Consider the following 13,259-nt stretch of genomic DNA (forward strand, 5'->3'; position numbering starts at 1 on the left):
GCGCTGCCTCAAGCACTCTCTTGACCTGACTCGGTTCCACCTTGATGCACTCGGACGTAAATGGGTTGAAAGGCTTCGGTCTGGGTGATTTCGATCAGTTTTTCGCGGCCCAGTTCAAGCATGGCAATGAAATGGACGACCAGACCCGGCACACCCATATCGGGATCGAACAGGGTCTCGAACTGGACAAAGCCACCTTTGGCCTGCAATGCGCGCAGGATGATGCCCATGTGCTCGCGCACCGACAATTCTTCGCGCCCGATCTGGTGATGCTTTTTCAGCCCGGCCTGGCGGACGACTACCATCCAGGCTTCCTTGAGGTCATCGACCGAGACTTCCGGCTGGCGGACCAGCAGCGATTTCTCGACCAAGGTCTCGACCCAGAAAAATTCGCGCTCGGCCTGCGGCATGGCGTTCAGATTCTGCCCGGCGAGCTTCATCTGCTCGTATTCCATGAGCCGGCGAACCAGCTCGGCGCGCGGATCTTCGGCCTCGTCGCCCTCGCCCAGCTTCGGCCGCGGCAACAGCATGCGCGACTTGATCTCGATGAGCATCGCCGCCATCACGAGATAATCGGCAGCCAGCTCGAGATTACTCGCCCGCATCGCCTCGACGTAATCGAGATACTGCCGGGTCAGCGGCGCCATCGGGATATCGAGGATATCGATGTTGGCGCGGCGAATCATGTAAAGCAGGAGGTCAAGCGGCCCCTCGAAGGCGTCGAGCATGATGGCCAGCGCATCCGGCGGGATGTACAGGTCAAGCGGCATCTGCTCGAGCGGTTGCCCGTAAACGCGGGCAACCGGCTCGACTTCGCCAACCGGAAGCACTTCGAGGACCTCGCTCATGCGCTCAGGAGGCCGCCGCGCGGCCCTTGCCCTTGTAGTGCAGATGCAGGTTGCGGACGTAGATGACCAAACTGAGTGCCTGGCCAAAGATGAAAACGGGGTCCTTGCGGTGGATGGCGTAAATGGTCAGCACGATGCCGCCGGCCAGGCTGAAATACCAGAACGAGACCGGTATGACGACCATCTTGGCTTTTTCACTGCTCCACCACTGGATGACGAAGCGCATCATGAACAGCGCCTGGCCACCGAAGCCGATGCCGATCCAGATTAGCGTTTCCCAGTCCATATCAAACATCAGTGGTATTCCAGCCCCATGGCTTCGCGCACGTCACGCATGGTTTCGCGGGCGTATTCACGAGCCTTCTCGCAACCGTCGGCGATGATGTTCTTGACCAGGGTCGGATCATCCAGATAGACCTGTGCCCGTTCGCGCATCGGCGCCTGTTCCTTGAGGATGGCGTCAATTACCGGCTGCTTGCACTCGATGCAACCAATACCGGCGGTACGGCAGCCTTGCTGCACCCATTCCTTGCAAGCATCGTTCGAATAGACCAGATGCAGTTGCCAGACCGGGCATTTGGCCGGCTCGCCCGGATCGGTACGGCGGACGCGGGCCGGATCGGTTGGCATGCTGCGCACCTTCTTGGTTACCGATTCCTCGGATTCGCGCATGGTGATCGTGTTGTTGTACGACTTGGACATCTTCTGGCCATCCAGCCCCGGCATCTTGGAGGCTTCAGTCAGCAGGTAGCCCGGCTCGACCAGAATCATCTTGCCGGTACCTTCAAGGTAGCCGAACAAGCGCTCGCGGTCGGCCATCGACAGATGCTGGACTTCGTCGAGCACTGCCTTGGCCTGCTCGATGGCATCGCGGTCACCGTTCTGCTGGAAGCGGGTGCGCATCTCTTCGTAGAGGCGCGCCTTCTTGCTACCCAGCTTCTTGACGGCTTCGCGCGCCTTGTCCTCGAAACCCGGTTCGCGGCCATACATGTGGTTGAAACGACGAGCCAGCTCGCGCGTGAATTCAACGTGCGGAATCTGGTCCTCGCCGACCGGCACCTTGTCGGCGCGGTAGATCAGGATATCGGCGCTCATCAGCAGCGGATAACCGAGAAAGCCATAGGTCGTCAGATCCTTGCCGGCCAGCTTTTCCTGCTGGTCTTTGTAGGTCGGCACACGCTCCAGCCAGCTCAGTGGCGTCATCATCGACATCAGCAGATGCAACTCGGCGTGCTCGGGCACCCGCGACTGGACGAACAGCGTCGCCTGATTGGGATCGACGCCGGCCGCCAGCCAGTCCACCACCATATCCATCGAAGCCTTCTCGATCCCCTGCGGATTGTCGTACTGCGTCGTCAACGCATGCCAGTCGGCCACGAAAAACAGGCAGGGATACTCGTGCTGGAGCTCGATCCAGTTTTTGAGAACGCCATGGTAGTGGCCTAGATGCAGCGACCCGGTCGGGCGCATGCCGGAGAGAACACGTTCTGCGTACATATTATTTATTTAGTAGAGACCAAAAATGACAGTGATAAGCCAAGCTGACGTATCGACCAGCGGATTCATGATTGCGCCGAGGATACCGGTGAACAACAGCACCAGCAAAATCGGAAAACCCCAGCGTTCGAGCTGGGCGAATTTCCAGGCCATCGAATGCGGCAGCAAGCTGACGGCAATTCGTCCGCCATCGAGCGGTGGCAAGGGAAGCAGGTTGAGCACCATCAACACGCAGTTGATCTGGATGCCCATCTCGGCCATCCGTGCCAGCGGCGTACTGAAAAACTGCGGCAACAACCAGGACAACTTGAAGGCCAGCGCCCAAAGGCAAGCCATCAACAGATTGGCGCCCGGACCAGCAGCAGCGACCCAGAACATGTCTTTTTTGGGCTCGCGCAGACGGCTGAAATCGACCGGTACCGGCTTGGCGTAGCCAAACAGGAAATTGCCGCCGGAAAACAGCAGGATGCTGAGCGGAATCAGGATGGTGCCGACCGGATCGATATGGCGCAATGGATTCAGGCTGATCCGCCCGGCCTGCCAGGCGGTCGGATCGCCGAAATGGCGCGCTGCGTAGCCGTGCGCGGCTTCATGCAAGGTGATAGCAAAAACCAGAGGCAGGGCGAGAATTGCGATGGTCTGGATGATGGCGTTGATATCGAGCATCTCAGCCCAATCCAAACAGCTCAAGCGGACCGCGACCAGCCCGGATCAGCTCCGGCGAAGCTCCGGTCAGATCGATAACCGTCGTCGGCTCGGTACCACAAGGCCCGCAGTCGAGGATCAGTTCCAGCTGGTCATCGAGGCGATCCTGGATTTCCCATCCTTCAGTTAGCGGAAATTCGTCACCCGGCAATTGCAGGGTCGTCGTCAGCAACGGCTCGTTCAGTTCTTCGAGCAAGGCCAGCGCCACCGGATGGTCCGGCACGCGCAGGCCGATGGTCTTGCGCTTCGGATGCATGACCCGGCGCGGCAATTCCTTGGAGCCTTCGAGAATGAACGTGTAGCTACCCGGCGTCGCCGCCTTGAGCAGGCGATACTGGGCGTTGTCGACCCGGGCAAAATGGGCGATTTCGGAAAGATCACGGACCATCAGCGTCAGATGATGGCGCTCGTCCATCTGGCGGATCAGGCGGATACGATCAAGCGCTTCCTTGTCGCCAAGATGGCAGCCAAGGGCATAGCACGAGTCGGTCGGCAGAGCGACGATGGCGCCCTTGCGAATAAAATCGGCGGCCTGAGCGAGCAGACGCTGCTGCGGTGATTCCGGGTGGATATTGACGACGCGGGCCATGCTCAGACCACCAGACGCCAAACCGGCTTCAGGTCTTCCGGCAATTGCGGAAGCTTGCCAAGATCGACATAGCTTTCTTCCGGCCCGTGAAAATCGGAACCACGCGAGGCGTGAAATGCGTAGTGACGGGCCAGACGGGCGAAATGCATGACATGGTCGGTCGAATGGCTGCCGCAGGTCACTTCGATGCCTTGCCCACCGACATCCTTGAAATCATCAAGGAAACGGCGCATGTCGGCGCCCGACATCTTGTAGCGCGCCGGATGCGCGACAACCGCCACGCCACCGGCACCAGTGATCCAGCCAACCGCTTCTTCGAGTGTTGCCCAGCGATGATCGACATACCCCGGTTTACCCGACGCGAGGTAATGCTGGAATACGCCCGGCACATCGCGGGCGATGCCGATCGAGACCATATAGCGGGCAAAATGGGCGCGCGAGATCAGGCTCGGATTGGTCACGAAGCACAAGGCGCCTTCATAGACGCCGGGGATGCCGATGGCGGCAAGCGCGTCGCCCATCCGCTTGGCGCGCTCGATACGCCCGACGCGCAACTCGTCGAGACCCCCGCTCAATGCCGGGTTGGCCGGATCAAAGCCAAGACCGACGACATGAATCGGCACACCGCGCCACTCGATCGAGATTTCGACGCCATTGACGAAACCCATGCCGGCCTCTTCAGCCGCTGCCCTGGCTTCGGCCAGACCGCCAAGGTCATCATGATCAGTCAGTGCCCAGAGATCAACTCCGTTCCCCGCCGCACGCCCCGCCACCACCCGAGGCGGCAGAAAGCCGTCGGAAACGATGGAGTGGCTATGAAAATCGAAATTGGCTGGCGTCACAGGTAAGCAGTTGAAGGCAAACGAAGATTCTAGCACGAACGAGGCCATGCCCTGAGCCCCTTGTGCGGTGCAGCAGGTTGATCAGACCGCAGCATCCCGTTATAGTGCCACCCGTTCCGTGGGAGAGCGCAGATCCGTCTGCCGCCGAAGGCGCAAATCCACCCGAAAACGCTCAGGCAAAAGGACCGCGGAACAAGGCGCAAGCCAAAAAACTCTGGAGAGCGATGGCGGCTATTACCGACATCCACCGATGGGGCAAATCTCTCAGGTATCGAGGACAGAGGGGTGAAACGAAAGACCATTCTTTCGTTTCACCCTTTTTCCGTTTCTAGAACCGACGTTAACAAACGCTCGCAAAGGATTGATATGCTGAAGAAAACGGTTTTGAATGCCGCTCACCGCGCAATGAATGCCCGGATGGTGGATTTTGGTGGTTGGGACATGCCGGTCAACTACGGTTCGCAGATCGAGGAGCACAACGCGGTCCGCAACAACTGCGGCATGTTCGACGTTTCGCACATGTGCCCGGTTGATGTTGTTGGCGCCGATTGCCGCGCTTTTCTCTCCCGCCTCGTCGCCAACGACGTGGCCAAGCTCAAGGTGTCCGGCAAGGCACTCTACGCCGCCATGCTCAACGAAGCCGGCGGCGTCATTGACGACCTGATCATCTATTTCCTGACCGACACGCGCTTCCGCATCGTGGTCAATGCCGGCACGGCCGAAAAGGATCTGGCCTGGATGCAGGCCAAGGTCGCCGAGTGGAAACTCGACGTGACCATCACCCAGCGCCGCGATGGCGCCAACAACCTCGGCATCATTGCCGTGCAGGGTCCGAATGCCCGCACCAAGGTTTGGGAAGTGCTGCCGCAGACCAAGGCAGCTACAGAAGGCCTGAAGGCTTTCTTTGCCGCTGAAGTCGATCAGTATTTCATCGCCAGCACTGGCTACACCGGCGAAGACGGCTACGAAATCATGCTGCCGGCCGGCGAAGCCGAAGCGCTGTGGAACAAGCTCAACGCCGCCGGCGTCGCCCCGTGCGGCCTCGGCGCCCGCGACACGCTGCGCCTCGAGGCCGGGATGAATCTCTACGGCCAGGACATGGATGAGACTGTTTCGCCACTCGACGCCGGTCTGGCCTGGACAGTTTCTCTGAATACCGAGCGCGATTTCGTCGGCAAGGCTGCGTTGCTCGCCAATGGCCAGCAGAAACAGTTCCTCGGCCTGATCCTGCTCGACAAGGGCGTGCTGCGCGGCCATCAGAAGGTCATGACCAAGCAAGGCGATGGTGAAATCACCTCCGGCAGTTTCTCGCCAACGCTCCAGCAATCCATCGCCCTCGCCCGCCTGCCGCTCGGTGTGCAGATCGGCGACGAAGTCGAAGTTGATATCCGTGGCAAGGCGCTCAAGGCCAAGGTCACCAAACCCGTATTCGCCCGCAACGGCAAAGCAGTCATCTAATTCAACCCCATTCAGGAGAAAACCATGTCCAACGTCCTCGCCAACCTCAAGTACGCCGCCTCCCACGAATGGATGCTGCTCAACGCTGACGGCTCCGTCACCGTCGGCATTACCGACCACGCCCAGGAAGCTCTCGGCGACCTGGTTTTCGTCGAACTGCCGGAAGTCGGCACCCATTACGATGCCGAGAAGGAAATCGCCGTCGTTGAATCGGTCAAGGCTGCGGCTGACGTTTACGCCCCGATCTCCGGTACCGTCACCGAAGTCAATCAGGCTGCGGCCGATGCACCGGAGTCGGTCAATCAGGATGCCTACGCTGCCTGGTTGTTCAAGATGACCCCGGACAACGCCGCCGACCTCGACAAGATGCTCGACGCTGCAGCCTACCAGGCCGTCGCCGACGCCGCCTAAGAACGGCAGTTTGTTCCCGGACTAGCGGGAACCGAGAAAAAGCAAAGCACGGGATCCCCGCCTGCGCGGGGACGCCGTATTCAAGTATTTCCATGCAAGGATTCCCATGCCGTTGAATCTTCCCCTTTCCGCCCTTGAGCAGCACGACGAGTTCATTGGCCGTCACATCGGCCCGTGCTCGACCGAAATGGCCGCCATGCTGGCCGCCATCGGCGCCGATAGCCTCGAGCAGCTGATCGACCAGACCGTCCCCGCCGCCATCCGCCTGCCGGCCGATCTGCCGCTGCCTGCTCCACGTCGCGAACACGAAGCGCTGGCCGACCTCAAGGCCATCGCCAGCAAGAACGTCGTCAACAAGTCCTGCATCGGCATGGGCTATTACGACACGCTGACGCCCAAGGTCATCGTCCGCAATGTTCTGGAAAACCCGGGCTGGTACACCGCCTACACGCCCTATCAGGCTGAAATCGCCCAGGGCCGCCTGGAAGCGCTGATGAACTTCCAGCAGATGGTCGTCGACCTGACCGGCCTGGAAATCGCCAATGCCTCGCTGCTCGACGAAGCCACCGCCGCCGCTGAAGCGATGACCATGGCGCGTCGTGTTTCCAAGTCGAAATCCAACCGCTTCCTGGTCGATGCCAACTGCTTCCCGCAGACCATCGATGTCGTGAAGACCCGCGCCGGCTATTTCGGCTTCGAACTGGTCATTGCCACGGTCAACCCGGAAAATGGCGCAAAAATCGAAAGTGAAGATTTCTTCGGCGCCCTGCTCCAGTACCCGGGCGACAACGGCGAAGTGCGCGACCTGACCGCCACCATCGCCGCGCTGAAAGCCAAGGGTACGACTGTTGCCGTCGCCTCCGACCTGATGGCGCTGGTCCTGCTCAAGTCGCCCGGCGCCATGGGCGCCGACATCGCCCTCGGCTCCAGCCAGCGCTTCGGCATCCCGATGGGCTTCGGCGGCCCGCACGCCGCTTTCTTCGCCACCCGCGAAGCCTTCGTCCGCTCGATGCCGGGCCGCATCATCGGCCTGTCCAAGGATGCCCGCGGCAAGACGGCCTACCGCATGGCGCTGCAGACCCGCGAACAGCACATCCGTCGCGAGAAAGCCAACTCCAACATCTGTACGTCGCAAGTCCTGTTGGCCAACATGGCCGGCATGTACGCCGTCTATCACGGCGCTGAAGGCCTGCGCACCATCGCCGGCCGTATCCACCGTCTGACCGCCATCCTGGCCGAAGGCCTCAAGCGCGCCGGCGTCAGTCTCCTGACCAAGCAGTTCTACGACACCGTCCATCTCGACCTCGGCGCCCGCGCTGAAACCGTCTACCTCGACGCTCTGGCAGCCGGTTACAACCTGCGCCGCGTCTCGGCCGGCGTCCTCGGTATTTCGCTCGACGAAACGACGACGCGCAGCGATGTCGCCACGCTGTTCAAGCTGATCACCCAGGTCACGCTCGACATGGATGTCATCGACGCCCAGGTCGCCGCCGCCGACTCCGCCCTGCCCGATGCACTGATCCGCAGCGACGCCGTCCTCCAGCATCCGGTGTTCAACACGCACCACACCGAACACGAGATGCTGCGCTACCTCAAGTCGCTGCAGAACAAGGACCTGGCGCTCGACCACTCGATGATCTCGCTTGGCTCGTGCACCATGAAGCTCAACGCGACCAGCGAGATGATCCCGGTCACCTGGCCGGAATTCGGCGGTCTGCACCCCTTCGCCCCGCGCGATCAGGCCGCAGGTTATCTGGAAATGATCGCCAGCCTGACTGACTGGCTGAAGACCGTCACCGGCTTCGACGCCATCTGCATGCAGCCGAACTCCGGGGCGCAGGGCGAATACGCCGGCCTGGTCGCCATTGCGCGCTACCACGCCAGCCGTGGCGACAGCCATCGCGATATCTGCCTGATCCCGAAATCGGCGCATGGCACCAACCCGGCGACGGCCCAGATGGCCAACATGCAGGTCGTCGTCGTCGATTGCGATGAGAACGGCAACGTCGATGTCGCCGACCTCAAGGCCAAGGCCGAAGCCCACAAGGACGACCTGGCCTGCCTGATGATCACCTACCCGTCGACCCACGGCGTGTTCGAGGAAGCGGTCCGCGAGATCTGCGCCATCGTCCATGCCAACGGCGGCCAGGTGTACATGGACGGCGCCAACCTCAACGCCCAGGTCGGCCTGACTTCGCCCGGCTTCATCGGCGCCGACGTCAGCCACATGAACCTGCACAAGACCTTCGCCATCCCGCACGGCGGCGGCGGACCGGGCATGGGCCCGATCGGCCTCAAGGCTCATCTGGCACCGTTCATGGCCGACCACGCCGTCCAACCGACGGGCGACGCCAACCGCGTCAATGCCGGCCAGGGCGCGGTCTCTGCCGCCCCGTTCGGCTCGGCCTCGATCCTGACCATTTCGTGGATGTATCTCGCCATGCTCGGCGGCGAAGGCGTCAAAAAGGCCACGCAAGTCGCCATCCTCAACGCCAACTATGTTGCCCAGCAGTTGAAGGCGCATTACCCGGTGCTCTACGTCGGCAAGAACGGCCGCGTGGCGCACGAGTGCATCTTCGACATCCGCCCGCTCAAGGCAGCGACCGGGATCAGCGAAACCGACATCGCCAAGCGCCTGATGGACTACGGCTTCCACGCACCGACGGTATCCTTCCCGGTGGCCGGCACGATCATGGTCGAGCCGACCGAATCCGAATCGAAGGCCGAACTGGACCGCTTCATCGCAGCCCTGGTCAGCATTCGCGAGGAAATCCGCCAGATCGAGAATGGCGTCTGGTCGGCTGACAACAACCCGCTCAAGAATGCCCCGCATTCGCAGGCGGACGTCATCGACGGTGAATGGACGCATCCGTACAGCCGCGAACAGGCTGTCTTCCCGCTGCCCTGGGTGGCTGCCAACAAGTTCTGGCCGAGCGTCAATCGCATCGACGATGTGTACGGCGACCGCAACCTGAACTGCGCCTGCCCGCCGATGTCTGCCTACGAAGACTGATGGCAGTCGATCTCTCTGCCATCGCCAAGTGGCCCAACGTCCCCGCCTGTTACGACTGGTTGTCGCTCGACCGGCGGGGCGACTGGCGATTGCAGGGAGAGCGCGTGATGCACAGCGGCCTGATCCAGTTCATCAACCGGCAGTACGGTTGTGACGAATCAGGCTGCTGGTTCCTGCAGAACGGCCCGCAACGGGTGTTCGTCGAACTGGCCTACACACCCTGGGTATTCCGCCGCGACGGCGAGTCCTTCGTCAGCCATACCGGCGAGCCAGCCGGGGAAATCAAGGCGATTTACCTCGACGAGGAAGGCAGCATCCTGCTCGAAACGAGTCTGGGCATTGGGCTGCTCAATGATCGCGATCTGACGCAATTTCTGGCTGAATGCCATGACGGCAACGGCCAACCGGCGAGCGATGAAGCCATTCTCAGCTTCATGGAAACCGGTTCCGGCGATATCCGCTGGCAGAACCTGCCGCTACAGTCGATTGCCACGGTCGACACGAAAAAACGCTTTAATTTCAATCCGCATCCGCAACCCTGAGCGGGCCGCCTACTCGATGCAGTGAGCGTTCCGCCAAGCGGCGATTTCCGGTAGCGATACGTCCGCATCGTCGAGCAGCGCCGCATTGGCCTGCAGCAGCAATTTGCGTTGACGGGCGTTGAGCTTGCTCGGGAAGACCGGTTCCAGGTCGACCACCAGATCGCCCGCATAACTCTTGCCACGCCCCGGATAACCCTTGCCGGCCAGCCGCAACTGTCGCCGCTCAGCCGTGCCGGCCTCCAGCGAATAACAGATCACACCAGCCAACGAGGGCAAATCGATATCACCACCGGCCATCATGGCCAGCGCACTGACCGGCATCCGGAAATGCAGGTCGCGACCACGCAACTGGTAAAGCGGATGCGAGTAGATGATCACCGTCAGGTAAAGATCGCCAGCCAGGATCTCCCCATCACCCGGCTCACCCTGCCCGGCCAAGCGCAATTCATCCCCCGGCAACATGCCATGCGGCACACGAATTTCCAGACTGACGTCAGCCAGCTCGCGGCCGCTGCCGCCACAATCCTTGCAAATACGCTCGGTAAACAGCCCGCGCCCGCCACACTCCTCGCAACGCACAAGATTGCGCTTGGCGTCATGCACCCGGCCGCTACCATGGCAGGCGGTGCAAAAGCGCGTTCTGGACATACCGTGTTCGCCCGTACCCTCGCAGGTCGGGCAGGCCTTGCCCCGCGAGTAATGGATAGTCTTGCGGCAACCCGAAGCAGCCTCCTCCAGACTGACCTCAAGGTTGAGCCGAATATCGGCCGCCCTCGCCGCGCTCTCATCCGGCTCGGCCTGTGGCGCTTCAGCCTCTTCATCGTCCTCGGCATCGACCGCTAGCAACTGCTCATAAGCCGCATTGATCTGCTTGAAACGCTCCGTCGCCTGCGGATGATCGCTCCGGTCCGGGTGCCAGCGCATGGCCAGCCGCCGATAGGCGCGCTTCAGCTCGGCCGGTGCGGCTCCGGGCGAAACACCGAGAATTTCATGGGGATCGGAATTCATTGACTGCATTCACCAGGCGAGTCCCACAGCAACGCAGCACTACCGATGCGCAGGGGGGTCGAAAACCGGTGTCTGATTGCCATTCATGGGATACGGAAGGGCGCAATTATAAAAGACCTCGCCACCATTCCGCCGACCGGACAAAAATACCGCCAGAGAGCGCCATCAGAAACGGAACAAAGCCTCAATAACGGCCGGTATTGACCAAGCGATACGGTGCCATATCGTCTGCTGCTAGACGCACGCCGTCCGTATAAAGGGTCGGCATCGAGGTATCGAGGCTCAGATCCTTCCGGTACGAGCGAAGAATTCCCTGAACATAGCCCTGAGTCTCCGGATACGGCGGAATCTTGTTGCCAAAGCGACTCACCGCCCCTTCGCCCGCGTTGTAAGCCGCCAGCGCCAGCGACACATTGTCAAAACGATCGAGCAAATGCCGAAGATAGGTCGTGCCGGCTTGCAGATTGCGCTCCGGCACATTGAGATCGTTGACCCCGAAGCGCCGGCCGGTCGCTGGCATCACCTGCATCAGGCCGATTGCCCCTTTCGGCGACAGCGCATCGGGACGATACGCAGACTCGGCGCGAATGACGGCATGGACCAGCGCCGGATCGAGCCCCTTGGCATTGGCGTGGCGATCAATCATCGCCGACAGCGCCGAGCCTTTTCTCTGAGGCGCCAGCGTTTCGGTCGCCGCACCCGTATTCAGCCGATAGTCCGCCCGCTGAATTTTCAGACGAAACGGGCTTGGTACCACCGGCCGCTTGTCCAGCCGAAGCTGTACGCGCGGGCTATCGCGACGCGCAACAGCCTCCGCCGAATGGCCGAGCACGGGGGCCAGCAGGCCGAGCGCAACCAAAGCCGGCAGACATCTTTGCCCGGAAGCCGAAAATGTCATCGGCCCCGCCTCAGTAGGCGCTCGCGTCCTTGAAAACCAGCAGGACGGTTCGGAAAATGATGTAAAGATCGAGATGCAAGGACCAGTTGCGCAGGTACTCGAGATCGTAGTCGATACGCGCCTGCATCTTGTCCAGCGTCTCGGTTTCGCCACGGTAGCCATTGACCTGAGCCCAGCCGGTGATGCCCGGCTTGACCTTGTGGCGAACCATGTAGCCCTTGATCAGCTTGCGATACATCTCGTTGTGAGCGACGGCATGCGGCCGCGGGCCGACAATGCTCATGCGCCCCTGCAGCACATTCACGAACTGCGGCAACTCGTCGAGCGAAGTCCGGCGAAGAACCCCTCCGATACGCGTTATCCGGGCATCGCCCTTGCGCGCCTGGGGAACATTCGGCCCATCTTCGCAAACGGTCATCGAGCGGAACTTATAGACCATGATTTCCTCGCCATCGAGGCCATAGCGCCGCTGCTTGAAAATGATCGGGCCGGGGGAACTCAGCTTGACCAAACCGGCTACTACGAGCAGGACCGGCGAAATCAGGAACAGGATCAACAGGGAAAGAACAATGTCGCTCAAGCGCTTGACCATGCCATTCAAGCCGGAAAACGGCGTGTCGCACACGGCCACCACTGGCATCCGGCCAACCGCATCCATGCGAGCCTGAATCAGATCCGTCACAAAAATATCCGGCACGAAATAAACCGAAGCCGTCGTGTCGTTCAGCGATTCGAGCAGAGAAAGAATTCGCGGCTGTGTCGCCATCGGCAAGGCGAGGTAGATCAGATCGACCTTGTTGGCCTTGACGTAGTCAGCAACGTCGGAAAAACGGCCGATCAGGCGGCCACTGCCCATATCCAGTCGCTCGACGTCGCGATCGTCGAAATATCCGTTCAGCTTGATGCCTTGCATCGGGTGACGATCAATCTCGGTGGCCAGATGGCGGCCCAATTCGTTGCAGCCAACCACCACTGCCCGCTTTGGAAAGCCATTCGCGGCAAGGACTGCAGGCATGGTGAAGCGGAACAGGAAATGGCCCGCCAACTGGGCAACCGGGGCCATCCAGAGCCAATTAAACAGTACTTCTTCCGGAAAGCGCGTGTAAAGCCCGGTCGCCAGGCCGAAAAAGATCAGCAGTGCAGCAATGCCAAACCAACTGATAAGGACTTCGCGGATGCTGCCTCGCACGGTCTCCTGAATCAGGCTCTTGCCCGGGAAAGTCAGCGAAAAAACGAGCACTCCGAGCACCGCATAGTGAGCGTACTCATCGTCGCGAAACCACAGCATCAGGCCAAAAAGCGTGGCAAGCACCGTAATGGGATCAACCAACGACTCAAAAAGCCGAAACAATGCCCCGCCAACTCGTTCCATACCCATAAACGGGCGGTTCGACGCAACACCACCGAAGCGCGAGGAGGACAATATGTTCATAGCATTAACTGGAGAT

At 60.8% G+C, this 13,259-nt stretch carries 13 protein-coding genes and 2 riboswitches; of the genes, 4 read left to right on the plus strand and 9 right to left on the minus strand.

The window, feature by feature from the left end; translation table 11 throughout:
• Nucleotides 1-8: 8 nt before the first annotated feature.
• The 6 genes from AC07TV_RS13765 to AC07TV_RS13790 are packed head-to-tail and all read right to left on the minus strand — an operon-like array spanning nucleotide 9 to nucleotide 4,529.
• Complete coding sequence (locus AC07TV_RS13765) at nucleotides 9-848, minus strand: segregation and condensation protein A (RefSeq protein WP_494648935.1); 840 nt, start codon at nucleotides 846-848, stop codon at nucleotides 9-11.
• Nucleotides 849-852: 4 nt separating this feature from the next.
• Nucleotides 853-1,143 (minus strand): lipid-A-disaccharide synthase N-terminal domain-containing protein, encoded by a 291-nt coding sequence (locus tag AC07TV_RS13770; protein ID WP_494648936.1) that lies wholly within the window; start codon nucleotides 1,141-1,143, stop codon nucleotides 853-855.
• A complete protein-coding gene (locus AC07TV_RS13775) occupies nucleotides 1,143-2,345 on the minus strand; it encodes a tryptophan--tRNA ligase (protein ID WP_494648937.1) in 1,203 nt (400 codons plus the stop codon). The genes AC07TV_RS13770 and AC07TV_RS13775 overlap by 1 nt, the downstream gene beginning before the upstream one ends.
• Before the next feature lie 9 nt (nucleotides 2,346-2,354).
• Nucleotides 2,355-3,002 carry a site-2 protease family protein gene (locus AC07TV_RS13780; protein WP_494648982.1) on the minus strand — a complete coding sequence of 216 codons (648 nt, stop codon included), beginning with the start codon at nucleotides 3,000-3,002 and terminating at the stop codon, nucleotides 2,355-2,357.
• Between the two features lie 10 nt (nucleotides 3,003-3,012).
• Nucleotides 3,013-3,639, minus strand: coding sequence for an L-threonylcarbamoyladenylate synthase (locus tag AC07TV_RS13785; protein WP_494648938.1), 627 nt, complete (start codon nucleotides 3,637-3,639; stop codon nucleotides 3,013-3,015).
• Nucleotides 3,640-3,641: 2 nt separating this feature from the next.
• Nucleotides 3,642-4,529 carry a 3',5'-nucleoside bisphosphate phosphatase gene (locus tag AC07TV_RS13790; RefSeq protein ID WP_494648939.1) on the minus strand — a complete coding sequence of 296 codons (888 nt, stop codon included), beginning with the start codon at nucleotides 4,527-4,529 and terminating at the stop codon, nucleotides 3,642-3,644.
• Nucleotides 4,530-4,590: 61 nt separating this feature from the next.
• Nucleotides 4,591-4,679, plus strand: a riboswitch (glycine riboswitch).
• Nucleotides 4,680-4,685: 6 nt separating this feature from the next.
• Nucleotides 4,686-4,772, plus strand: a riboswitch (glycine riboswitch).
• A gap of 75 nt (nucleotides 4,773-4,847) precedes the next feature.
• Here AC07TV_RS13790 and gcvT point away from each other — a divergent pair.
• The 4 genes from gcvT (at nucleotide 4,848) to AC07TV_RS13810 (ending at nucleotide 9,905) form a co-directional block, all read left to right on the plus strand.
• Complete coding sequence (gcvT, locus tag AC07TV_RS13795) at nucleotides 4,848-5,939, plus strand: glycine cleavage system aminomethyltransferase GcvT (RefSeq protein WP_494648940.1); 1,092 nt, start codon at nucleotides 4,848-4,850, stop codon at nucleotides 5,937-5,939.
• Nucleotides 5,940-5,963: 24 nt separating this feature from the next.
• Nucleotides 5,964-6,350 (plus strand): glycine cleavage system protein GcvH, encoded by a 387-nt coding sequence (gene gcvH / locus AC07TV_RS13800; protein WP_494648941.1) that lies wholly within the window; start codon nucleotides 5,964-5,966, stop codon nucleotides 6,348-6,350.
• Nucleotides 6,351-6,456: 106 nt separating this feature from the next.
• Entirely contained in the window at nucleotides 6,457-9,363 is a 2,907-nt protein-coding gene (gene gcvP / locus AC07TV_RS13805; RefSeq protein WP_494648942.1) for an aminomethyl-transferring glycine dehydrogenase, read from the plus strand.
• On the plus strand, nucleotides 9,363-9,905 hold the full coding sequence (locus AC07TV_RS13810; protein ID WP_494648943.1) for a DUF2946 family protein: 543 nt from the start codon (nucleotides 9,363-9,365) through the stop codon (nucleotides 9,903-9,905). Before gcvP ends, AC07TV_RS13810 begins: the two co-directional genes overlap by 1 nt.
• Nucleotides 9,906-9,914: 9 nt before the next feature.
• Here the strand turns inward: AC07TV_RS13810 and AC07TV_RS13815 are convergent, their stop codons facing one another.
• The 3 genes from AC07TV_RS13815 to AC07TV_RS13825 all read right to left on the minus strand — a co-directional run bounded on the left by AC07TV_RS13815 (nucleotide 9,915) and on the right by AC07TV_RS13825 (nucleotide 13,141).
• On the minus strand, nucleotides 9,915-10,913 hold the full coding sequence (locus tag AC07TV_RS13815) for a DnaJ C-terminal domain-containing protein (protein WP_494648944.1): 999 nt from the start codon (nucleotides 10,911-10,913) through the stop codon (nucleotides 9,915-9,917).
• Between the two features lie 184 nt (nucleotides 10,914-11,097).
• Nucleotides 11,098-11,811 carry a lytic transglycosylase domain-containing protein gene (locus tag AC07TV_RS13820; protein ID WP_494648945.1) on the minus strand — a complete coding sequence of 238 codons (714 nt, stop codon included), beginning with the start codon at nucleotides 11,809-11,811 and terminating at the stop codon, nucleotides 11,098-11,100.
• Between the two features lie 10 nt (nucleotides 11,812-11,821).
• Nucleotides 11,822-13,141, minus strand: a complete 1,320-nt coding sequence (locus tag AC07TV_RS13825; RefSeq protein WP_494648946.1) for an undecaprenyl-phosphate glucose phosphotransferase — start codon at nucleotides 13,139-13,141, stop codon at nucleotides 11,822-11,824.
• Nucleotides 13,142-13,259: the final 118 nt, after the last annotated feature.

The organism is Azonexus sp. GW821-FHT04F04 (assembly GCF_059420025.1).

Bases quoted from the DNA above. Each gene is read 5' to 3' on its own strand.
- AC07TV_RS13815 (WP_494648944.1), bottom strand. From the start codon at position 10,913: ATGAATTCCGATCCCCATGAAATTCTCGGTGTTTCGCCCGGAGCCGCA.
- AC07TV_RS13770 (WP_494648936.1), bottom strand. From the start codon at position 1,143: ATGTTTGATATGGACTGGGAAACGCTAATCTGGATCGGCATCGGCTTC.
- AC07TV_RS13785 (WP_494648938.1), bottom strand. From the start codon at position 3,639: ATGGCCCGCGTCGTCAATATCCACCCGGAATCACCGCAGCAGCGTCTG.
- AC07TV_RS13820 (WP_494648945.1), bottom strand. From the start codon at position 11,811: ATGACATTTTCGGCTTCCGGGCAAAGATGTCTGCCGGCTTTGGTTGCG.
- gcvP (WP_494648942.1), top strand. From the start codon at position 6,457: ATGCCGTTGAATCTTCCCCTTTCCGCCCTTGAGCAGCACGACGAGTTC.
- AC07TV_RS13790 (WP_494648939.1), bottom strand. From the start codon at position 4,529: ATGGCCTCGTTCGTGCTAGAATCTTCGTTTGCCTTCAACTGCTTACCT.
- gcvT (WP_494648940.1), top strand. From the start codon at position 4,848: ATGCTGAAGAAAACGGTTTTGAATGCCGCTCACCGCGCAATGAATGCC.
- AC07TV_RS13810 (WP_494648943.1), top strand. From the start codon at position 9,363: ATGGCAGTCGATCTCTCTGCCATCGCCAAGTGGCCCAACGTCCCCGCC.
- AC07TV_RS13775 (WP_494648937.1), bottom strand. From the start codon at position 2,345: ATGTACGCAGAACGTGTTCTCTCCGGCATGCGCCCGACCGGGTCGCTG.
- gcvH (WP_494648941.1), top strand. From the start codon at position 5,964: ATGTCCAACGTCCTCGCCAACCTCAAGTACGCCGCCTCCCACGAATGG.
- AC07TV_RS13765 (WP_494648935.1), bottom strand. From the start codon at position 848: ATGAGCGAGGTCCTCGAAGTGCTTCCGGTTGGCGAAGTCGAGCCGGTT.